The 20,188-nt window shown below is 70.3% G+C and carries 19 protein-coding genes and 1 riboswitch; of the genes, 12 read left to right on the top strand and 7 right to left on the bottom strand.

Annotation, left to right across the window (positions count from 1 at the left end; translation table 11 throughout):
* The coding region (locus tag ABZS97_RS29000; protein ID WP_356142196.1) for a GGDEF domain-containing protein at window positions 1-709 on the top strand (709 nt) is incomplete at its 5' end.
* A 128-nt stretch (window positions 710-837) separates the two neighbouring features.
* On the top strand, window positions 838-1,809 hold the full coding sequence (locus tag ABZS97_RS28995; protein ID WP_356142194.1) for a carbohydrate-binding protein: 972 nt from the start codon (window positions 838-840) through the stop codon (window positions 1,807-1,809).
* 27 nt (window positions 1,810-1,836) lie between these two features.
* On the opposite strand, the gene ABZS97_RS28990 is transcribed toward ABZS97_RS28995, so the two are convergent.
* The 3 genes from ABZS97_RS28990 to ABZS97_RS28980 all read right to left on the bottom strand — a co-directional run bounded on the left by ABZS97_RS28990 (window position 1,837) and on the right by ABZS97_RS28980 (window position 5,021).
* Window positions 1,837-2,766: a 1-phosphofructokinase family hexose kinase gene (locus tag ABZS97_RS28990; protein ID WP_356142192.1), complete on the bottom strand. Its 930-nt coding sequence runs from the start codon at window positions 2,764-2,766 to the stop codon at window positions 1,837-1,839.
* 126 nt (window positions 2,767-2,892) lie between these two features.
* Entirely contained in the window at window positions 2,893-4,038 is a 1,146-nt protein-coding gene (nagA, locus tag ABZS97_RS28985; RefSeq protein ID WP_356142190.1) for an N-acetylglucosamine-6-phosphate deacetylase, read from the bottom strand.
* Window positions 4,038-5,021: an ROK family protein gene (locus ABZS97_RS28980; RefSeq protein WP_356142188.1), complete on the bottom strand. Its 984-nt coding sequence runs from the start codon at window positions 5,019-5,021 to the stop codon at window positions 4,038-4,040. The genes nagA and ABZS97_RS28980 overlap by 1 nt, the downstream gene beginning before the upstream one ends.
* Window positions 5,022-5,262: 241 nt before the next feature.
* Here ABZS97_RS28980 and ABZS97_RS28975 point away from each other — a divergent pair, with 241 nt between their 5' ends.
* Genes ABZS97_RS28975 through otsB form a run of 3 tightly spaced genes read left to right on the top strand, consistent with a single transcriptional unit; the run spans window position 5,263 to window position 7,689 of the window.
* Window positions 5,263-6,480, top strand: a complete 1,218-nt coding sequence (locus tag ABZS97_RS28975) for an extracellular solute-binding protein (protein WP_356142200.1) — start codon at window positions 5,263-5,265, stop codon at window positions 6,478-6,480.
* A 55-nt stretch (window positions 6,481-6,535) separates the two neighbouring features.
* Window positions 6,536-6,763 carry a DUF3263 domain-containing protein gene (locus ABZS97_RS28970; RefSeq protein ID WP_356142186.1) on the top strand — a complete coding sequence of 76 codons (228 nt, stop codon included), beginning with the start codon at window positions 6,536-6,538 and terminating at the stop codon, window positions 6,761-6,763.
* A 47-nt stretch (window positions 6,764-6,810) separates the two neighbouring features.
* A complete protein-coding gene (gene otsB, locus ABZS97_RS28965) occupies window positions 6,811-7,689 on the top strand; it encodes a trehalose-phosphatase (protein WP_356142184.1) in 879 nt (292 codons plus the stop codon).
* On the opposite strand, the gene ABZS97_RS28960 is transcribed toward otsB, so the two are convergent.
* Together ABZS97_RS28960 and ABZS97_RS28955 are read right to left on the bottom strand one after the other, a co-directional pair.
* Window positions 7,676-9,091, bottom strand: coding sequence for a trehalose-6-phosphate synthase (locus ABZS97_RS28960; RefSeq protein WP_356142182.1), 1,416 nt, complete (start codon window positions 9,089-9,091; stop codon window positions 7,676-7,678). The genes otsB and ABZS97_RS28960 overlap by 14 nt on opposite strands.
* A gap of 75 nt (window positions 9,092-9,166) precedes the next feature.
* Window positions 9,167-10,111 (bottom strand): glucosyl-3-phosphoglycerate synthase, encoded by a 945-nt coding sequence (locus ABZS97_RS28955; RefSeq protein WP_356142180.1) that lies wholly within the window; start codon window positions 10,109-10,111, stop codon window positions 9,167-9,169.
* Between the two features lie 171 nt (window positions 10,112-10,282).
* Window positions 10,283-10,447, top strand: a riboswitch (SAM riboswitch).
* A gap of 17 nt (window positions 10,448-10,464) precedes the next feature.
* Here ABZS97_RS28955 and thrC point away from each other — a divergent pair.
* The 6 genes from thrC (at window position 10,465) to ABZS97_RS28925 (ending at window position 17,764) form a co-directional block, all read left to right on the top strand.
* Window positions 10,465-11,772 carry a threonine synthase gene (gene thrC, locus ABZS97_RS28950; RefSeq protein WP_356142178.1) on the top strand — a complete coding sequence of 436 codons (1,308 nt, stop codon included), beginning with the start codon at window positions 10,465-10,467 and terminating at the stop codon, window positions 11,770-11,772.
* Complete coding sequence (locus ABZS97_RS28945; protein ID WP_356142176.1) at window positions 11,769-12,044, top strand: MoaD/ThiS family protein; 276 nt, start codon at window positions 11,769-11,771, stop codon at window positions 12,042-12,044. The genes thrC and ABZS97_RS28945 overlap by 4 nt, the downstream gene beginning before the upstream one ends.
* Window positions 12,045-12,494: 450 nt before the next feature.
* A complete protein-coding gene (locus ABZS97_RS28940) occupies window positions 12,495-12,701 on the top strand; it encodes a cold-shock protein (RefSeq protein WP_005486335.1) in 207 nt (68 codons plus the stop codon).
* Between the two features lie 337 nt (window positions 12,702-13,038).
* Window positions 13,039-14,664, top strand: a complete 1,626-nt coding sequence (gene groL, locus ABZS97_RS28935) for a chaperonin GroEL (RefSeq protein ID WP_356142173.1) — start codon at window positions 13,039-13,041, stop codon at window positions 14,662-14,664.
* Window positions 14,665-14,877: 213 nt separating this feature from the next.
* On the top strand, window positions 14,878-16,002 hold the full coding sequence (locus ABZS97_RS28930; RefSeq protein WP_356142171.1) for an NADH:flavin oxidoreductase: 1,125 nt from the start codon (window positions 14,878-14,880) through the stop codon (window positions 16,000-16,002).
* A 271-nt stretch (window positions 16,003-16,273) separates the two neighbouring features.
* A complete protein-coding gene (locus ABZS97_RS28925) occupies window positions 16,274-17,764 on the top strand; it encodes an MFS transporter (RefSeq protein WP_356142169.1) in 1,491 nt (496 codons plus the stop codon).
* Between the two features lie 315 nt (window positions 17,765-18,079).
* Here ABZS97_RS28925 and ABZS97_RS28920 read toward each other — a convergent pair whose 3' ends face one another.
* Window positions 18,080-18,277 (bottom strand): hypothetical protein, encoded by a 198-nt coding sequence (locus ABZS97_RS28920; RefSeq protein ID WP_356142167.1) that lies wholly within the window; start codon window positions 18,275-18,277, stop codon window positions 18,080-18,082.
* 19 nt (window positions 18,278-18,296) lie between these two features.
* On the opposite strand from ABZS97_RS28920, the gene ABZS97_RS28915 reads away from it, so the two are divergent.
* Window positions 18,297-18,842 (top strand): hypothetical protein, encoded by a 546-nt coding sequence (locus ABZS97_RS28915; protein WP_356142165.1) that lies wholly within the window; start codon window positions 18,297-18,299, stop codon window positions 18,840-18,842.
* A 49-nt stretch (window positions 18,843-18,891) separates the two neighbouring features.
* Here ABZS97_RS28915 and ABZS97_RS28910 read toward each other — a convergent pair whose 3' ends face one another.
* A complete protein-coding gene (locus tag ABZS97_RS28910; protein WP_356142163.1) occupies window positions 18,892-19,479 on the bottom strand; it encodes a hypothetical protein in 588 nt (195 codons plus the stop codon).
* Window positions 19,480-20,188 lie beyond the last annotated feature (709 nt).

The raw sequence follows: 20,188 nt of genomic DNA, 5'->3' as shown, positions 1-20,188 counted from the left end.
GGAGCGCAAGCGCCGCGAGCTGCAGCTCGCCCACCGCGCCTCGCACGACTCCCTGACCGGCCTGCCGAACTCGGCCGAGCTGCGCTCCCGGCTCAGCTCCCGCCTCTGCCGCCGCCCGACGTCCGCGCAGCTCGGCGCGGTCGAGTCGCTGGACGCGGCGTACGGCCACGGGCAGGCGCAGTACGCCGAGACGCACCCCGCCGTCGACCCGCACGGGCACGGCTTCGACTTCCGGACCGGCGCGGAGGCGTACGGCGCCTTCGACCACCACGTCCACACCATCGCGCCCGAGGGCGAGAGCGACGACGGCACCAAGGGCCTCGCGGTGCTCTTCTGCGACCTCGACGGCTTCAAGTCGATCAATGACCGGTTCGGGCACAACGCGGGCGACGAGGTGCTGATCGAGGTCGCCAGGCGGCTGAGCAGGCAGGTCCGCGACGGTGACACGGTCGCCCGGCTCGGCGGCGACGAGTTCGTGGTCCTCGCCGACGGGCTCGGCCGAGCCGACGCCCAGGACCTCGCGGTGCGGCTGCGCAACGAGATCATCCAGCCCATCCGGGTCGACGGACGCGCCATGCGGGTCGGCGCCAGCTTCGGCATCGGATGGGCACACTGCGGCATGACGGCGGACGAAGTGTTGAAATCCGCTGACGAGCGGATGTACGTCGAGAAACGTTCTCGTCCCAAACAGCACAGGCGGGCGGGATAACCCGCAGATCCCCGCAGGTCAGTGAGTCGATGCGGTGAAGGCCACCCGTTTGGGCCAGCGAGAGCGGGTAGGCTCGCCCTTCATCCACGTACGCATCTGAACCCCGCACCCGCTAGGAGCACCAAGGGATGACGCCCGGCAACAACGGCGCGAGCACGCCCGAGGAAGACGACCCGTTCGGCTATCTGTACGCCGACGGTCAGGCCAACGGAGCCACCCCGCCGAGCGGTGGCGGTGGCTACGGCTACCCCGGCTCGATGAACCGGGGGCGGGCGGTCGGCGAGCGCCAGTACGGCCAGCAGCAGGCCGCCCAGACGACGCCGTACGGCCAGCAGGTGCCCCAGCAGCCCCAGGCGTACGGCCAGCCCCAGCAGCCCTATGGTCAGCAGAACGCGTACTACGCGGCTCCCGAGACCATGCCCGGCGGCGCGGACGCCACCCGGCAGGTGCCGATGGGTGACGGCGGCGGGCGTGGGCGCGGTCCCAACACCAAGGGCCTGCTGATCGGCGCCATCGCCGTGGTCGCGGCGGTCGTCATCGGCATCGGCGTCGCCATGCTCGGCGGCGACTCGGACAAGGGCAAGGGCGGCAGCAAGGCGGGTTCCTCCCCGTCGGCGGCCCAGAGCGCCGAGCCGAGCCAGTCCTCCACGAAGGCGGCCGCGGACGACGACGCGGAGCTGCCGAAGGCCGACGCGAAGGCGCTGAAGCTGGCCGGCGTCACCACCGCGTCCGACCTCACCGGCGCCAAGTCGGACGGCGGCATCTACGTCACGGGCTTCAACCAGGTCGGCGCAAGCGTGACCTGGACCCCGAGCGGCATCCCCAAGGACGGCAAGTACACGCTGTTCGTCCTCTACGGAGTGCCCGGCAAGGACGAGAGCTCCACGCTCACGATCAACGGCACGGCACAGAGCCGCAAGATCAACATGGGTAACTTCGCGCACGCCCCCGAGGGCGACTACGTGAAGGGCTGGACCAACACCTATTCCAACATCCTGCTCAACAAGGGCACCAACGAGATCAAGATCTCCTGCGAGCAGGGTGACGACTGCGACTTCAACCTGGATCAGGTGTATCTGGTCAAGGGCTGGAAGAAGTAGCCCCGCCTCGCAGTACCGGACCGCGCGTCACGCCGCGGTCGCGTCCCCCGTCACCGCGACGCGGCTCAGTAGTTCCTCGTACGTCGCGCGGTCGAACTCGCCCGCTGCCGGGGCCAGTACGGTCGCTGCCGACAGGGCGACGGCGCGGGCCAGGCGGGCCGGCCAGGGAAGGTGTTCCACCAGGCCCGAGAGGAGGCCCGCGACGGCCGAGTCGCCGGCGCCGGTCGGGTTGCCTCGGATGTGGCGGGGCGGGGTCGCGCGCCAGCGGCCCTGGGCGTTCACGGCGAGGAGGCCGTCCGCGCCGAGAGAGGCCACGACCGTGTGGGCGCCGCGTCGGCGGGCGTTTCGGGTGGCCTCCAACGGGTCGTGGGAGCCGGTGAGTTCGGCGAGTTCGTCGGCGTTGGGCTTGACGATGTCGGGGCGGGCGGCGACCCCGCGGCGCAGCGGTTCGCCGCTGGTGTCCAACAGGACCGGTACCCCCAGGGTGCGTGCCGTGCGGATGAGCCCGGCGTACGCGCCCACCGGCACCCCGGGCGGCAGGCTGCCGCACAGGGCCACCGCCGAGGCGGAGCGCAGCAGATCCTCGTACGCCCCCTGGAAGGCCGACCATTCGGCGGGAGTGATGGCGGGGCCGGGCTCGTTCAGCTGGGTCGTGTCACCGGTGGTGGTGTCGACCACCGCGATGGTGCGGCGCGTCGAACCCGCCACCGGGACCAGCGCGTCCACCACCCCCGGCGTGTGCGCGAGCCGGTCCTGCACGGCGCGGCCCGTCGCGCCGCCCGTGAAGCCCGTGACCGCCACCCGGTGACCGAGCAGGGCGAGCACGCGGGCCACGTTCACGCCCTTGCCACCGGGCCGTTCCGTCACCTCGGTCACCCGGTGCGAGGTGTGCGGCCGCAGGGCGCCGACGCGGTAGGTGATGTCGAGAGCGGTGTTCAGCGTGACCGTGAGGATCACGAGACCCACCTCCCAGCGACGGCCTACCTTCAGTAACCGCCCTGATCATGCCAAAGAGACGGCGGTCGGCCCAGTGCCCCGGGCCGACCGCCGTACAGTACGTGCAAGAGCAACAACCCGGGCGAATCAGCCCAGTTGTGGATCGACCACCCACTCGCCCCCGCGCATCACGCCCTTGAGGTCGAACGCGGCGTCGAGGACCACCAGGTCGGCGTCCTTGCCCGGCTCCAGGGAGCCCACCCGGTCGTACGCGCCGAGGAGGCGGGCCGGGTTGGCGGACAGTGCGGCGACGGCGTCCTCGACCGGCAGCCGGTCCACCGTGACCGCCCGCTTGAACGCGCGGTCCAGAGTGAGCGTGGAGCCCGCGATCGAGCCGCCCTCCACAAGGCGCGCGACGCCGTCCGCCACCTCCACCTCCAGCGGGCCGAGCATGTAGCGGCCGTCGCCGAAGCCCGCCGCGTCCATCGCGTCCGTGATGAACGCGACCCGCCCCGCGCCCGCGTGATGGAACGCCAACTGCAGCGCGGCCGGGTGCAGATGAGTACCGTCGTTGATCAACTCGACCGTGACGCGCTCGTCCTCGAGCAGGGCCGCGATCGGGCCCGGCGTGCGGTGGCCGAGCACCGGCATCGCGTTGAAGAGGTGGGTGGCGACCGTGGCGCCCGCGTCGATGGCCTCCACCGTCTGCTCGTACGTCGCGTCCGTGTGCCCGATCGCCGCGATCACCCCGTGCTCCGCCAGCAGCCGCACGGAGTCGATGCCGCCCGGCAGCTCGGTGGCGAGCGTGACCATGCGGGCCCGTCCCCGGGCCGCGTCGATCAGCTTGCGGACCTCCGCCGGGTCCGGGTGGCGCAGCAGTGCCTCGGAGTGGGCGCCCTTGCGGCACGGCGAGATGAACGGGCCCTCGAAGTGGATGCCCGCGATGTCGCCCTGCTCGGCCAGCTCCGAAAGGAGGCCGGCGCGCTGGGCCAGCCCGTCCATCTCGCCGGTCACGGTGGAGGTGACGAGCGTCGTCGTGCCGTGCAGACGGTGGGTGCGGACGCCCTGGAGGACCTCCTCGACCGTCCCCGAGGTGAAGGACGCGCCGCCGCCGCCGTGGTTGTGGATGTCGACGAAGCCGGGGACCAGCCAGTGGCCGGAGAGGTCCAGGGCCGGCGCGTCCGGGTGCGCGCTCCCCGCGATGCGCGCGCCGTCGACGATCACGCGGCCGCCGTCCACGATCCCGGTGGGCAGGACCACCCGTGCACCGGCGAGAACCTTGCTAGGGGCCATCAGGTGGTTACCTCCGAAGTCGGGTGGGAAACGGCGTCGAGCAGGTCACGGGCCAGCAGTCCGGCGCCCAGGCAGCCGGCCGCGTCCCCGAGGGCCGCGGGGACGATCGACGGCAGCTTCTGGAAGGTCACGCGTCGCTCGACGGCGGCGCGCAGCGGTGTGAACAAGGTTTCCCCCGCCTCGGCGAGTCCGCCACCGATGATCAGGGTGCGCGGGTCCAGGAGGGTGAGCGCGGTGACGAGGCCGTCGGCGAGCGCGTCGACGGCGTCCTGCCAGACCCGCTGTGCGCGCGGGTCCCCGGACCGCACGGCCTTGGCGCAGTCCGCCGCGTCCGCCGCCGGGTCCCCGGACGCCTGCGCCCACGCCTGGCTGACCGCCGACGCCGACGCGAACCGCTCCAGGCAGCCGCGCTGGCCGCACGGACACGGGGTTCCCCCCGGGCGTACGACGATGTGTCCGATCTCGCCCGCGAAGCCGTGCGCGCCCGCCTCGACGGTGCCGTCGATGCCGATCGCGCCCGCGATGCCGGTGCCGAGCGGCACGAACAGGAAGCGGTCCGCGCCCCGGCCCGCGCCGATCCGGCCCTCCGCCAGACCGCCGGCCCGCACGTCGTGGCCGAGCGCGACCGGGACGCCGGCCAGCCGCTCGCTGAGCAGGGCGCGCAGGGGTACGTCGCGCCAGCCGAGGTTGGCCGCGTACACCGCGATGCCGTCGGCGGCGTCGACGATGCCGGGGACGGCGACCCCGGCGGCCGCGGCGGGCTCACCGAGGTGCTCCTCGCCCCAGCCGCGCAGCTCGGCAGCGAAGTCGAGGATCGTCTCCACGACGGCGTCGGGGCCGTGCTCCCGGCCCGTGGCGCGGCGGGCCCGGTGCAGCACGGGGGGAGCGGGGGGTGTCCCCTCGGAAGGCGCGGCGCCGCTCGCTCCCATGAGGGCGGCTTTCATCCCGGTGCCGCCCACATCGAGGGCGATGACATGTCTCACGGGGGACAGTGTCGCCCCTTACCCCAGGAGAGGTCTAGTCCATTCACGTGGTGTAGACCTTGTGTCCGAACTGCGAGACGACTGGTCTGGACAACAAGTCTGGGAAACAGTTCAACAATTCAACAGTTCGAAAAGTCAGTGGTGGCAGACAGTGTTTGGGGAACGAGCGGTGCAGCGGCGCGGGACGCGTGGGACAAGGACGCGCAGGACAGGACTGGTCGCGGCGGTGTCCGCCATGAGCATGGCGGCGACACTCGCGGGCTGCGGCAGCTCCGGCGACTCCGGGGACGTGACCCTGAAGCTGGTCGCCGCCGACTACGGGGACTCCGCGGCCAACAGCTCCAAGAAGTACTGGAACAAGCTCGCCACCGCCTACGAGGCCGACCACCCCGGGACCAAGGTCGAGGTCAGCGTCTACTCCTGGACCGACGTCGACCGCAAGGTCAAGGAGATGGTCGCGGCGGGGCACGCGCCCGACCTGGCGCAGATCGGCGCGTACTCCGACTACGCCGCCAGGGACCAGCTCTACACCGCCGACGAACTGCTCTCCATACCCGTCCAGGCCGACTTCGTCTCGCAGCTCGGCGAGGCAGGCAAGAAGGACCGGGTGCAGTACGCGTTGCCCTTCGCGGCGTCGACGCGGCTGCTCTTCTACAACAAGAAGCTGTTCTCCTCGGCGGGGCTCACCGCGCCGAAGACCTGGAGCGAGCTCGCCGCCGACGCGAAGGTGCTGAAGTCCAAGGGCGTGAAGACGCCGTACGCGCTGCCTCTGGGACCCGAGGAGGCGCAGGCCGAGACCATGCAGTGGCTGCTCAGCGGGGGCGACGGGTACACCGACGACGTCGGCACCTACCACCTCGACTCCACGCAGAACGTCGCCACCTTCAGCTGGCTCAAGGACGAACTCGTCGACCGGGGGCTCACCGGGCCCGTCGCGCCGGCGAAGCTCGACCGGGCGGCCGCGTTCGCCGCGTTCACGCGGGGCGAGGTCGGGATGCTGAACGGGCATCCCACGCTGATGAAGATGGCCGCGAACAAGGGCGTGAAGTTCGGCATGGTGCCGATGCCCGGCGTGGACGGGCGGGCCCGGTCCACGATGGGCGTCGCCGACTGGATGATGGCGTTCAAGCAGAACGGCCACCGCAAGCAGGCCGGCGACTTCCTCGACTTCGTCTACAGCGAGAAGAACGTGCTGGCCTTCTCCCGCGAGTACGACCTGCTGCCGGTGACCACGTCGGCGTCCCAGGCCATGGCCGAGGACCCCAGGGACAAGGACCTCACCCCCTTCCTCGACGAACTCCCCGCCGCCGAGCTCTATCCCGTCGACAAGACCTCCTGGGCCGCCGTCAGCGCCGACATCAAGGCCGGCATAGGCAAGGCCGTCGCCCCGGGCGGAAACCCGTCCTCGGTCCTCACCGAGCTGCAGAACGCGGCTTCGGTGGCGGAGAGCTCGGAGTAGCCGCCTCGCCCCAGGTCCGGCCGACCTTGTCAGTGCCTGCCGATACCGTGCGGGCATGGAAGAGCTCACCCCCCGGGAGCGGGGGATTCTGGCGATGGAGCGGCAGGGCTGGAGCGGGCCCGGGGCGAAGGAGCGGGCGATACGGGAGCGGCTGGGGCTCGTGCCCGTGAGGTACTACCAGCTGCTCAACGCCCTCCTGGACGACCCCAGGGCGCTGGCCCACGACCCGGTCACGGTCAACCGCCTCCGCCGGATACGCGACGCCCGCCGGGCGGAGCGCTGACCCCGGCACCCCTCCGGCGGGCGCATCGCGCGGATAGGGTCGGCGGTATGGGCAGCCCTACGGAATCCACGGAACCGACGGAAGACACAGATCCCCTCCCGACCCCCGCGACCGCAGCAGGCCGCGACGGCCTGGACGCCATCCTCGCCACCCCCGACCGCGCCGTGATCGCCCTCGACTTCGACGGCACGCTCGCCCCCATCGTCCCCGACCCGGAACAGGCCCGCGCCCACCCGGACGCGGTCGCCGCCCTCGCGGCCCTCGCCCCCAAGGTCGCCGCCGTCGTGGTGGTCACCGGCCGCCCGGCCGGCGTCGCCGTCCGCCACGGCGGCTTCGCGGGCGTGCCGGGCCTGGAGCACCTGGTCGTCCTCGGCCACTACGGCGCCGAGCGCTGGGACGCCGTCAGCTCCACCGTCAGCGCCCCCGCCCCGCACCCAGGCGTCGCCGCCGTACGCGCCGAACTGCCCGGGTTCCTGGACCGCATCGGCGTCTGGCAGGGCACCTGGATCGAGGAGAAGGGCCGCGCGGTGGCGGTCCACACGCGCCGCGCCCAGGATCCGCAGGCCGCCTTCGAAGCCCTCCGCGAGCCCCTCGCCGACCTCGCCTCCCGGCACGGCCTGATCGTCGAACCCGGCCGGATGGTGCTGGAACTGCGCCCACCCGGCATGGACAAGGGCGTCGCACTGCTGGAGTACGTCCGCGAACTCGGCGCCGAAGCAGTCCTCTACGGCGGCGACGACCTCGGAGACCTCCCCGCCTTCGCCGCCGTCGACAAACTCCGCTCCGACGGCGTACCGGGCCTGCTCGTGTGCAGCGGCAGCTCGGAGGTGACGGAACTGTCCGAGCGCGCCGACCTGGTGGTCGACGGCCCGGGGGGAGTAGTACGACTGCTGGCGGACCTGGCGGCGGCCATCAGCCCGCTGTAGGGGCCTCCAGCGCGTGCAGCTGGTCCAGGAACCACTGGGCCGGCGGCAGCGCAGTCGCCGCCGCGGCAAGCCGCTTCGTGCGTTCCGCGCGCTCGCCCGCCGGCATCGTCAGGGCCTCGTGCAGCGCCCGCGCGGTGCCGATCACGTCGTACGGGTTCACGGTCAGCGCGTCCTCGCCCAGCTCCTCGTAGGCCCCCGCCTCCCGGGACAGCACCAGCACACACCCCTCGTCGGAGACCACCGGGACCTCCTTGGCGACCAGGTTCATCCCGTCCCGGACGGGGTTGACCAGCGCCACGTCGGCGAGCCGGTAGGCGGCCAGCGAGCGGGCGAAGTCGTCCTTGACGTGCAGCACCACGGGGGTCCAACCCGGCGTCCCGTAGCGGGAGTTGATCTCATCCGCCAGGCGCTGCACCTCGGCCGTGTAGTCGCGGTACACGGCGAGGTCCTGCCGGGAGGGGTAGGCGAACGCCACGTGCACGACCCGCTCGCGCCACGCGGGCTCGTCCTCCAGGAGCTGCCGAAAGGACAGCAGCCCGCGCACGATGTTCTTCGACAGCTCCGTGCGGTCCACCCGCACGACGGTCCGGCGGCGCTCACCGTCCGGGCCCCGCCCGATCTGCTCGCGCAGCGCGGCCATCCGCTCGCCGACGTCCGCCTGGTGCGCGCGGGCGCGCAGGAAGTCGGCGTCGGCGCCGAGCCCGTGCACCCCGACCCGGGTGCCGCCGAGCCCGCCCACGAGGGCGTCCGCGCAGGCGGTGAACGCGTCCGCCCAGCGCCGCGTCAGGAAGCCGAGCCGATCCGCGCCCAGCATGCCGTGCAGAACCTGCTCGGCGATGTCGTCGGGGAGCATGCGGAAGTAGTCGACCGGCGCCCACGGGGTGTGGGAGAAGTGGCCGATCCTGAGGTCGGGGCGCAGTTCGCGCAGCATCCCGGGGACCAGCGTCAGGTGGTAGTCCTGCACGAGCACCGCCGCACCCTCGGCCGCCTCGTCGGCCAGCGCCCGCGCGAAGGCACGGTTGTACGTCTCGTACGACGCCCACTGGCGCCGGAACTCCGCGTCGAAGACGGGCTCCAGCGGCGTCTGGTACAGCAGGTGGTGGACGAACCACAGCACCGAGTTCGCGATGCCGTTGTACGCGTCCGCGTGCACGTCGGCGTCGATGTCCAGCATCCGTACGCCGTCCTCGCCGACCCCGCGCCGCACCGCCTCGCGGTCCCCGTCACCGAGCGCCGAGCACACCCACAGGGCGCCCGCGTCCGGCCCGATCGCCGAGAGCCCGGAGACCAGCCCGCCCCCACCGCGCCTGGGGGTGAGTTCCCCGGTCTCGTCCAGCGAGTACGAGACCGGGCCCCGGTTGGACGCGACGAGAATCCGATGAGCACCGTGCGCAGAAGCCATACGCCTCAACCTAGCCCGGCTCGGAAACGCTCAAACGTACGGAAGCGATACGGCAGGACGTATACAACCGCCCGATCACGCCACTCTGCGTGACTGGTACTCCGCGATGTCCGCCATCGGCGGCCGCTCCTCGGTGTCGACCGAGTGCGTGCGCGGCTCGAAGCCTTCCCTGCCCCGCTCGAACTGGGTGAGGGACGGGCGGATCAGATGCCCGCGGGCCAGCCGCAGCTGCGCCGTGCGGTAGATCGCGGCGGCCATGCGGCCCAGCGCCTGTCCGTCCTGGTGGCGGTGCTTGCGCACACCCACGTCCACCTGGGCCAGCGCGTCCAACCCCACCAGGTGCAGCGCGTCGACCAGCATGCCCAGCTCCACCCCGTACCCGACGGGGAACGGCAGCTGTTCCAGCAGGGAGCGGCGGGCGGCGTACTCCCCGCCGAGCGGCTGGACGAAGCCGGCCAGCTGCGGCCAGTGCATGTTCAGCAGCGGGCGCGCCATGAGTTCCGTGACCCGGCCGCCCTGACCTGCGGCAGAGCCCAGCGGACGGTCGTACATCGCCTTGACGAGGTCCACGCCCGGCTCGGTGAGCAGCGGCCCGACGATCCCCGACACGAAGTCCGACGAGAACTCCTTCAGGTCCGCGTCGATGAAGCAGACGATGTCCCCACCGGTCACCAGCAGCGACCGCCACAGGACCTCGCCCTTGCCGGGCACGGCCGGAATGCGCGGGAGTATCTCGTCCCGGTGCACCACCCGGGCCCCCGCGGCGGCGGCGACCGCGGAGGTGCGGTCCGTCGAGCCGGAGTCGACGACGACGATCTCGTCGACGAGGGGCACCTGGTGCATCAGGTCATGGCGGATGACCGCGACGATCTCACCGACCGTCTCCTCCTCGTTCAGCGCGGGCAGCACGACGCTCACCGAGGAGTTCGTGGCACGCTTCGCGGCGACGAGCCGGTGCAGCGGGCGGTCGGAAACGGACCAGGAGCGGGTACTCAGCCACCGCTCGACTTCTTCCAGCACAGTCTGCGGCTCCTCACTGTCTGACCCCATGATCCCTCGACCATGTGATCCATCTCGCGGTTCGGACGACTATCTCAACTGTCCTGGCCTTCGGTTACAGTCTTGAACAACGCGGATGACCATCGCATGTCGGGGGTCGCCACCGCGTAGCAGAGATCAACAATCGAATACCGCTCATCCAGAGGGGCAGAGGGATACGGCCCGTTGAAGCCCCGGCAACCCTCCAGTCGGTTCTCGTACGACATGCACGTCATCGACGTCGTCGCAGCGAGGCTCCCGACTAGGGAAGGTGCCAAATCCGTCTCACGGCGAAGTGCGCCGTGAGGAAGATGAGGAGAAAGGGCCTCGCCTCCATGGCTGCGCAGACTGATGTAGACACCACGATCACCACTGCAGGCACCACGAACTCCGTCGATCTGGGTCCCGCCGCGGCGCTCTCCTGCCGCGAGTGCGGACACCGTGTGCCCCTCGGCCCGGTCTTCGCCTGCGAGGAGTGTTTCGGCCCCCTCGAGATCGCGTACGACTTCTCGGCCTACGACACCGAAGAACTCCGCAAGCGTATCGAGGCCGGCCCCGCGAACATCTGGCGCTACGCGCCGCTGCTTCCCGTCCCGGCCGACGTGGCGGAGAAGCCGAACATCAACCCGGGCTGGACCAAGCTCGTCCAGGCCGACAACCTGGCCCGCGAGCTGGGCGTCGACGCCGGCAAGCTGTTCGTGAAGGACGACTCCGGCAACCCGACGCACTCCTTCAAGGACCGCGTCGTCGCGCAGGCCATCGAGGCGGCGCGCGCGTTCGACTTCACCACCCTCTCCTGCTCCTCCACGGGCAACCTGGCCGGCGCCGTCGGCGCCGCCGCCGCCCGGGCCGGCTTCCGCTCCTGCGTGTTCATCCCGCACGACCTGGAGCAGGGCAAGGTCGTCATGGCCGCGATCTACGGCGGCGAGCTCGTCGGCATCGAGGGCAACTACGACGACGTGAACCGCTTCTGCTCCGAGCTGATCGGCGACCCGGCCGGCGAGGGCTGGGGCTTCGTCAACGTCAACCTGCGCCCGTACTACGCGGAGGGCAGCAAGACCCTGGCGTACGAGATCTGCGAGCAGCTCGGCTGGCAGCTGCCCGACCAGCTCGTGGTGCCCATCGCCTCCGGCTCCCAGCTCACGAAGATCGACAAGGGGCTGCAGGAGCTGATCAAGCTCGGCCTCGTCGAGGACAAGCCGTACAAGATCTTCGGCGCCCAGGCCGAGGGCTGCTCGCCGGTGTCCGTCGCCTACAAGGCCGGCCACGACGTCGTACGCCCGCAGAAGCCGAACACCATCGCCAAGTCGCTCGCCATCGGCAACCCGGCCGACGGGCCGTACGTGCTCGACATCGCACGCCGTACCGGCGGTGCGGTGGAGGACGTGAACGACGAGCAGGTCGTGGACGCGATCAAGCTGCTCGCGCGGACGGAGGGCATCTTCGCCGAGACGGCGGGTGGCGTGACGGTGGGTGTCGCGAAGAAGCTGATCGAGAACGGTCTGCTCGACCCGACCCTGACCACCGTCGTGCTGAACACCGGCGACGGCCTCAAGACCCTGGACGCGGTGGCCGGCACCGGCCTGACCGCGACCATCCGCCCGAACCTGGACTCCTTCCGAGAGGCTGGCCTCGCATCATGAGCGTCAACGTCCGCATCCCCACCATCCTGCGCACCTACACCGGCGGCCAGGCCGAGGTGAGCGCCGAGGGCGCGACCCTCGCCGACGTCATCGCCGACCTGGAGAAGAACCACACGGGCATCGCCGCCCGCGTTCTCGACGACCAGGGCAAGCTGCGCCGCTTCGTCAACGTGTACGTCAACGACGACGACGTCCGCTTCGAGCAGGGTCTGGAGACGGTGACGCCGGACGGCGCGGGCGTCTCGATCATCCCGGCCGTCGCCGGAGGCTGACCGCCCCTTTCGTTACCTTCGGTAACGGCTGTCACTCATTGTTCATCGAATTGCCCTCTCCGTAAGAGAAACGGAGGGGGCAATTCTGTATGGTTGAGCGCGGTACAGTTGGGGAACCTGCTTCGCTTTCCGAGTCGTCCTCATGCCGGGCGCATATGAGTTCTCGCCCGACACCCGATAAGAAGCAGCCAAAGTGCCCCATCATTTCTAGCCGTTTATGGCATTTATGGGGCCCGACTTGCCCTGAATCTGCGCAAATTCTCCGCATTTTCCCGATCGGTCATGCCCAGAATTCTCGTCCGATTGACCTGTTGCAGACGGCAGTTGGACAGATACATTCAGCCGCGGTCGACGCGTTCCGGCGCACACCCCCAACCGTTGGGGGGTGAGGTCTGACCCGGATCCACGAAGTGTGGATCTGTGCAAGGGCCAGTAATAGGGGAGTTAGGCATGGCTCAGGGCACCGTCAAGTGGTTCAACGCGGAGAAGGGGTACGGCTTCATCGCGGTCGACGGTGGTGCGGATGTATTCGTCCACTACAGCGCGATTCAGATGGACGGCTACCGCACCCTTGAAGAGGGCCAGCGGGTCGAGTTCGAGATCTCGCAGGGTCAGAAGGGGCCGCAGGCGGACATGGTCCGACTGGCTGCCGGCTGAAGCACGCGCCGACTGAACACAAACAGCGACGTGACGAAGGGCTCGTACCTCCAGGGGTACGAGCCCTTCGGCGTGCCCAGGGATGCGGGCGGACGGCCCCGCGCCCCGCGCACGCGCCCCCCTGCTCACCTGGGGATCAACCCGAGCCGCTTGCACTCGGCAGGGGCGAGTGCTAATCATTGGCGTTAGCACTCTGAAGGTGAGAGTGATAACGAGGACCGGGTCGGTGAGGCTCGCAGGCCAAGTGGGGCAAGGAACCACGAGGCCGGCAGGCCGTCCGTCGCGGGCGCGGGCGCGGTCCTGGAGATTCCACCCCAGTCCGGGAGGACCACTTCACATGGCCAAGATCATCGCGTTCGACGAGGAGGCACGGCGCGGTCTCGAGCGCGGGATGAACCAGCTCGCCGACGCCGTCAAGGTCACCCTTGGCCCCAAGGGCCGCAACGTCGTCCTCGAGAAGAAGTGGGGCGCCCCCACGATCACCAACGATGGTGTTTCCATCGCCAAGGAGATCGAGCTCGAGGACCCGTACGAGAAGATCGGCGCCGAGCTGGTCAAGGAAGTCGCCAAGAAGACGGACGACGTCGCCGGTGACGGTACGACCACGGCGACCGTTCTGGCGCAGGCGCTGGTCCGCGAGGGCCTGCGCAACGTAGCCGCCGGTGCCAACCCGATGGCCCTCAAGCGCGGTATCGAGAAGGCCGTCGAGGCCGTCTCCGGTGCCCTCCTTGAGCAGGCCAAGGATGTCGAGACCAAGGAGCAGATCGCTTCCACGGCCTCCATCTCCGCCGCCGACACCCAGATCGGCGAGCTCATCGCCGAGGCCATGGACAAGGTCGGCAAGGAAGGCGTCATCACCGTCGAGGAGTCCCAGACCTTCGGTCTGGAGCTGGAGCTCACCGAGGGTATGCGCTTCGACAAGGGCTACATCTCGGCGTACTTCGCCACCGACATGGAGCGTATGGAGGCCGTCCTCGACGACCCGTACATCCTGATCGCGAACTCCAAGATCGCGAACGTCAAGGACCTGCTCCCGCTCCTGGAGAAGGTCATGCAGGGCGGCAAGCCGCTGCTGATCATCGCCGAGGACGTCGAGGGCGAGGCCCTGTCGACCCTGGTCGTCAACAAGATCCGTGGCACCTTCAAGTCCGTCGCCGTCAAGGCCCCGGGCTTCGGTGACCGCCGCAAGGCCATGCTCGGCGACATCGCCATCCTCACGGGCGGCGAGGTCATCTCCGAGGAGGTCGGCCTCAAGCTGGAGAACGCCGGTCTCGACCTGCTGGGCCGTGCCCGCAAGGTGGTCATCACCAAGGACGAGACGACGATCGTCGACGGCTCGGGCTCGGCGGACCAGGTTGCCGGTCGCGTCAACCAGATCCGCGCCGAGATCGAGAACAGCGACTCGGACTACGACCGCGAGAAGCTCCAGGAGCGTCTGGCGAAGCTGGCCGGCGGCGTGGCCGTCATCAAGGCCGGTGCCGCCACCGAGGTCGAGCTCAAGGAGCGCAAGCACCGCATCGAGGACGCCGTTCGCAACGCGAAGGCGGCCGTCGAGGAGGGCATCGTCGCCGGTGGTGGCGTGGCCCTGCTCCAGGCTTCCTCGGTCTTCGAGAAGCTCGAGCTCTCGGGTGACGAGGCGACCGGCGCCAACGCCGTGAAGCTCGCCCTGGAGGCCCCGCTCAAGCAGATCGCCGTCAACGGTGGTCTCGAGGGTGGCGTCATCGTCGAGAAGGTGCGCAACCTGCCCGTCGGTCACGGCCTGAACGCCGCGACCGGTGAGTACGTCGACATGATCGCCGAAGGCATCATCGACCCGGCGAAGGTCACGCGCTCTGCCCTGCAGAACGCCGCGTCCATCGCCGCGCTGTTCCTGACCACCGAGGCCGTCATCGCCGACAAGCCGGAGAAGGCCGCCGCGGGCGGCGCTCCGGGCGGCATGCCGGGCGGTGACATGGACTTCTGATCCTTCACGGATCGGCGGAGTCTGTCAGTTCCGAGGGCGGTACCCCTTCTTGGAGGGGGTACCGCCCTCGGGCGTATCCGGGATCACACCCCGACCGGCGGATACGGGCGGAATTCCGGGGTCTGCGGAGCCGTTGACATGGGAGAGTCGATGCATGCGCACATACCGTGCGTTATGTCCCCCGGTGAGTCCCGAAGTCCCAAGGAGTTCCGCGTGTCCCTCAGTGCCCCCGCCGGCCGTGCGGCCGAGATCCTGTCCCGGCCCGTCTCCATCAACGGTCTGACCGTCCCGAACCGGATCGCGATGGCGCCCATGACCCGGCAGTTCTCCCCGGGCGGCGTTCCCGGCGAGGACGTGAGCGGGTACTACGCCCGCCGGGCCGCCGCGGGCGTCGGCCTGATCGTCACCGAGGGCACGTACGTCGGCCACGAGTCGGCCGGGCAGAGCGACAGCATCCCGCGCTTCCACGGCGAGGAGCAGCTCGCGGGCTGGGCGAAGGTCGCCGACGCGGTGCACGCGGCGGGCGGCACGATCGTGCCGCAGCTCTGGCACATCGGCATGGTGCGCCGGGCGGGCGAGCCGCCGTTCGCGGACGCCCCTGCCGTCGGCCCCTCCGGCCTTCACAAGGAGGGCGGCAAGGTCACCGGCAAGGCCATGACGCAGACCGACCTCGACGACGTCATCGGCGCCTTCGCCGCGGCCGCCGCCGACGCCGAGCGCATCGGCTTCGACGGGGTCGAGCTGCACGGCGCCCACGGCTACCTGATCGACCAGTTCCTGTGGGCCGGCACCAACGTCCGCACCGACGGGTACGGCGGTGACCCCGTCGCCCGTACGAAGTTCGCGGCGGAGATCGTGGCCGCGGTGCGCGCCGCCGTCTCCCCGGACTTCCCGGTCATCTTCCGCTACTCGCAGTGGAAGCAGCAGGCGTACGACGCCCGGATCGCCGAGTCCCCGGAGGAGCTGGAGGCGATCCTGACGCCGCTCGCCGAGGCCGGAGTGGACGCCTTCCACGCCTCCACCCGCCGCTACTGGGTGCCCGAGTTCGACGGCTCGGACCTCAACCTGGCCGGCTGGACGAAGAAGATCACCGGCAAGCCCGCCATCACGGTCGGCTCGGTCGGCCTGGACGGCGAGTTCCTCAAGGCCTTCGAGGGCGAGGGTTCCGCCGTCAAGGGCATCGACGACCTCCTCGACCGCCTGGAGCGCGACGAGTTCGACATGGTCGCCATCGGCCGCGCGCTGCTTCAGGACCCGCAGTGGGCGGCGAAGGTCCTGGCGGGCCGCTACGACGAGCTGGCGGCGTACGACGCGGCTTCGCTGGGGTCGTTGAGCTGAGCTGAGGCGAGCGCGCCGCGTGGCGCGCGCTGCACGCTCCTGAGTTTGGCCGCACGCCCCTGAGTTTGTGAGGGCGGCACCCACGAGTTTGTGAGGGCGGCACCCCGACATCGGTCGGGGTGCCGCCCTCAGGCGTGTCCGGGGTGGGCGTGCGGGGGTCCGACGGTGCTGATCTGGTCACCTTGCTTAAGTCAATCAAGTGACTTAAGCTTGCGTAAGTCAAGTAGTTCGGTAGGTCGCACAGTCCCGCTCATCCGACGGAGGCCCTTCCATGTCCGACGCCCTCGCCCGACCCGCCGCGGCGGGCGGTTCCGCCCCGCCGCGGTCGAACGCCGTGGTGGCGGTCCTGGCCTTCGCCGGAATCGTGGTCTCGCTGATGCAGACCCTCGTCATCCCGATCGTGCCCGAGCTGCCCAAGTACCTCGACGCCTCGGCGTCGAACACCGCCTGGGCCATCACCGCCACGCTGCTGGCCGCCGCCGTCGCCACCCCGGTCGCGGGCCGCCTCGGCGACATGTTCGGCAAGCGCCGCATGCTCCTGGTCAGCCTGGTGCTGCTGGTCACCGGTTCACTCGTCGTCGCGATGGCCGACTCGCTGGTCCCGGCCATCGTCGGCCGCACTCTCCAGGGCCTCGCGGCCGCCGTGGTCCCGCTCGGCATCAGCGTCATGCGGGACGTGCTGCCCGCCGAGCGGCTCGCCGGGTCGACCGCGCTGATGAGCGCCTCGCTCGGGGTGGGCGGCGCCCTCGGTCTGCCCGCCGCCGCCTTCATCGCCGACAACTTCGACTGGCACATCCTGTTCTGGACGTCCGCCTCGCTCGGCGTCGTCGCCTTCGCGCTCGTCCTGACGTTCGTACCGGAGTCCAAGGTCCGCACCGGCGGCCGCTTCGACCTGGTCGGCTCCATCGGTATGGCCATCGGTCTGGTGTCCCTGCTGCTGGCCGTCTCCAAGGGCGCCGACTGGGGCTGGACGAGCGGGACCGTCCTCGGTCTCTTCGCCGTGGCGCTCCTCGTGCTGGTGGCGTGGGGCTTCTACGAGCTGCGCACCGCCCAGCCGCTGGTGGACCTGCGCACCACCGTGCGCCGCCAGGTGCTGTTCACCAACCTCGCGTCCATCGCGTTCGGCTTCTCGATGTTCGCCATGTCGCTGGTCCTGCCGCAGCTGCTCCAGCTGCCCGAACAGACCGGCTACGGCCTCGGCAGGTCCATGATGACCGTCGGTCTCGTGATGGCCCCGCAGGGTCTGGTGATGATGGCCATGGCGCCCGTCTCCGCCGCGATCACCAAGACGAAGGGCCCGAAGATCACGCTGATGTGCGGCGCCGTCATCGTCGCCGCGGGCTACGGCCTCAACATCCTGCTGATGTCCGAGGTCTGGCACCTCGTCCTGGTCTCCTGCGTCATCGGCGCCGGTGTCGGCTTCGCCTACGGCGCCATGCCCGCCCTCATCATGGGCGCCGTGCCCGCCTCCGAGACGGGCGCCGCGAACAGCCTCAACACCCTGATGCGGTCCATCGGTACGTCGTTCGCCAGCGCCATCGCCGGCGTCGTCCTCGCCCAGATGACCACCGATCTCGGCTCCCACGCCCTCCCCTCCGAGAACGGCTTCAAGGTCGTCATGGCCATCGGCGCCGGCGCGGCGATCCTCGCCTTCGTCCTGGCATCGTTCCTCCCGGGACGCCGAACCGACGCGACACCGGCGGAGCCGGCCATCACTCCCGACGCGGGCGAGTCGGCGGAGGTCTCGCAGACAAACGCGTAACGCGCAGGTTCCGGACGTTCCGGAGGGGCCGCCCCATAGCGATGGGGATGCCGCCTTCGGGTGGATCTCGTGACAACTGCCTGTCCGTGGGGGTGGGTTGCTGTCACCATGGCATGCGGCTCGGGGGGTCGCATGAGCGCGGACTGCCTCACGGTCACACCGGGACAGAGCCTTGGGGGGACACATGGCAGGGATGCGCAGGGTTGCGGTCGGGATCGGTGCCGTTGCGGTGGCGTGTGCGACGTTGGGGGCCTGTGGCGGCTCCTCGCCGGATCTGACGGGAGCAGGAGGGGACGGGAGATCCACGGCTGAGGATCACAGCGCTGGTACGGGGTCCAAGGCGCCCGTGGAGACTCCGTCGGCCTCTTCTTCGGCCTCGGCCTCGGGTCGGTGGAAGCTGACCTCCGTCGACTTCTCCGTCGAAGGGTCGCGGGGTGACGCGGAGGTGGAGCGGACCGCCGAGTTGATGCGGAAGCGGGCGGCGGAGGCGGGGATGGCGGGCGTGGAGGTCACCGTCCGGAACGGAGAGATCGTGGCCACCCAGCCCGGGGACAGCCAGGAGGCGCTGAAGTCCCTCGGGCGGACAGCCGAGTTGGGGTTCCGGCCGGTGCTGGGCCAGACGGCCGTCAAGACGAAGGACGAGTGCCGGGCGCCGGTCCCCGCTACGCCGGATGCCTTCACGGCGTGCGGACAGGGGGACAACGCCCTCACCAAGTACGTGCTCGAAGCGGTCGCCGTTCCGGGGACGGACGTGTCCGACGCGAAGGCGACGTACGACAAGAACCAGGGCGCGGGCTGGATGGTCCAGCTGAAGTTCACGGCGGCGGGGTCCAAGCGGTTCGGGGACGTCACAGGGCGGCTGGCCAAGCAGCAGTCCCCGGCCAACCAGTTCGCGATCGTCCTCGACGACACCGTGCTGTCCGCCCCGATGGTCGCTCAGGCACTCACCGGCGGTAATGCCGAGATCTCGGGCAACTTCACCCAGCGCTCCGCCCAGGAACTGGCGGCCCAGCTCGACACGGGCGCGCTTCCGGTGCAGCTGAAGGTGTCGAGCGTGACGCGGCTGCCGGTGGACTGAGCTTCCGGAAGCCGCGTCAGGGGTGATCGGCGGTTGCCGGCCGCCGGCTTCAGTCCGTGATGTCGACGTGCATGTTGAAGCGCATGCCGCCGATCCTCACGAGCAGGTTGCCCTGGACGCCGCGTACGGCCAGGGTGTCGCCGACCCAGATCTTGCCCAACGCGGCCTTGTCCTGCGGGTCATGGCTCACGAACGCCGTGTACACGCCGCCCCCGGCTTGCTGGGAAATCTGGGTCCACTGGCCGCGCACGGTCGCGTACGCCGCCCGCGTCATCTTCGAGCCGTACCCCAGGTTGGTCCTGATGCCCCCCACGTAGGCGGCGGCGCACTGGACCAGCATCCTGTGCGCGGGGGTGTTGTTCAGGGCGGGGGTGGCCAAGATGGTGTTCATCAGATTGCTCGCGTCCCCGTCGAGCTTTGCCTGGCGAGCCTCCTTGGCCTTGGCCCCGGCTATCTCGGTCTTGTCGCTGTCGATCGTGTTCTCGGCCTCGTCCCAGCCGTACTCCTTCTGGCGGGCGATCCTGATGGTGGTGTCCCACTTGCTGTCGCTGATCCACGCCGGGTCGAGGTCGATCTTGTCGCAGTAGGCGAGAAGCCTCTCCTTGGCCTCCGCGTCGCTCTTGGCGTATCCAGGCATCTTTGCCTCCTCGGTCGGATGCGCCCAACGTCGCAGCGCGCGGGTCGGCCGTCACGAGGTAGCGCATGTTCCACCGGCAAATACGCTCACCTACGCCGAGGCGCCGCCCGTTTCTAGACGCCGGGCTTGCGTTTACCGACGTTGCCTCACTGCTGCTCACTGCTGCTCACGGCGGGTCAGCGGGAGCGGGGGGTTTCTCGGCGGGCCCTCGTTTGTGAGGTGGCTGTGGGGTCTGCCCGCTTCGTTGCCAGTGTCGTGCTTCCGCGCCCCGAGTAAAGGGCGCTACGCGTCGGCTACGCCGATTCCGCTGCGCTCCACCCTTGACTCGGACCACTCCACCACGGGTGAGAAGCGAGCGAGCGGCCCGGGGGTGAGGGGTCCCCGGGTGGGCGGCCTGTGGGGTCGGCTGGGGAGCGGGCCGGGGTAGGGGGCGCATGCGCGCCTCGCCAGCACGCCGGGTGGGCTTAGCGGCGTGCGGTCGGTGGGCAGGGCGCGGAGGCAGAGCGGCGGCACGCCAAGTCGGCTTAGCGGCGCCCGGCCGGTGGGTGGGGCGCGGAGGCAGGGTGGGGGGACGCCGGGTGGGCTTAACGACGTGCGGTCGGCGGGTGGGGGCACGCCAAGTCGGCTTAGGCGGGCGGCCGGCGGGCGGAGCGCGGTCGGTGGGTGGCGGCACGCCGGGTGGGGCTTGGCGGTGAGAGCTGTGGTGGGT

The organism is Streptomyces sp. NPDC005485, assembly GCF_040606085.1.
Classification (GTDB): Bacteria; Actinomycetota; Actinomycetes; order Streptomycetales; family Streptomycetaceae; genus Streptomyces.
Note: the sequence above shows the minus strand (reverse complement) of the source record. Positions and strands in the feature narration are given on the sequence as shown.

Excerpts from the sequence above, each read along its gene's own strand:
- thrC (WP_356142178.1), top strand. The coding sequence starts at position 10,465 with ATGGCTGCGCAGACTGATGTAGACACCACGATCACCACTGCAGGCACC.
- nagA (WP_356142190.1), bottom strand. The coding sequence starts at position 4,038 with ATGGCCCCTAGCAAGGTTCTCGCCGGTGCACGGGTGGTCCTGCCCACC.
- otsB (WP_356142184.1), top strand. The coding sequence starts at position 6,811 with ATGGGCAGCCCTACGGAATCCACGGAACCGACGGAAGACACAGATCCC.
- ABZS97_RS28995 (WP_356142194.1), top strand. The coding sequence starts at position 838 with ATGACGCCCGGCAACAACGGCGCGAGCACGCCCGAGGAAGACGACCCG.
- ABZS97_RS28970 (WP_356142186.1), top strand. The coding sequence starts at position 6,536 with ATGGAAGAGCTCACCCCCCGGGAGCGGGGGATTCTGGCGATGGAGCGG.
- groL (WP_356142173.1), top strand. The coding sequence starts at position 13,039 with ATGGCCAAGATCATCGCGTTCGACGAGGAGGCACGGCGCGGTCTCGAG.
- ABZS97_RS28940 (WP_005486335.1), top strand. The coding sequence starts at position 12,495 with ATGGCTCAGGGCACCGTCAAGTGGTTCAACGCGGAGAAGGGGTACGGC.
- ABZS97_RS28975 (WP_356142200.1), top strand. The coding sequence starts at position 5,263 with ATGGCGGCGACACTCGCGGGCTGCGGCAGCTCCGGCGACTCCGGGGAC.
- ABZS97_RS28945 (WP_356142176.1), top strand. The coding sequence starts at position 11,769 with ATGAGCGTCAACGTCCGCATCCCCACCATCCTGCGCACCTACACCGGC.
- ABZS97_RS28910 (WP_356142163.1), bottom strand. The coding sequence starts at position 19,479 with ATGCCTGGATACGCCAAGAGCGACGCGGAGGCCAAGGAGAGGCTTCTC.
- ABZS97_RS28960 (WP_356142182.1), bottom strand. The coding sequence starts at position 9,091 with ATGGCTTCTGCGCACGGTGCTCATCGGATTCTCGTCGCGTCCAACCGG.
- ABZS97_RS28925 (WP_356142169.1), top strand. The coding sequence starts at position 16,274 with ATGTCCGACGCCCTCGCCCGACCCGCCGCGGCGGGCGGTTCCGCCCCG.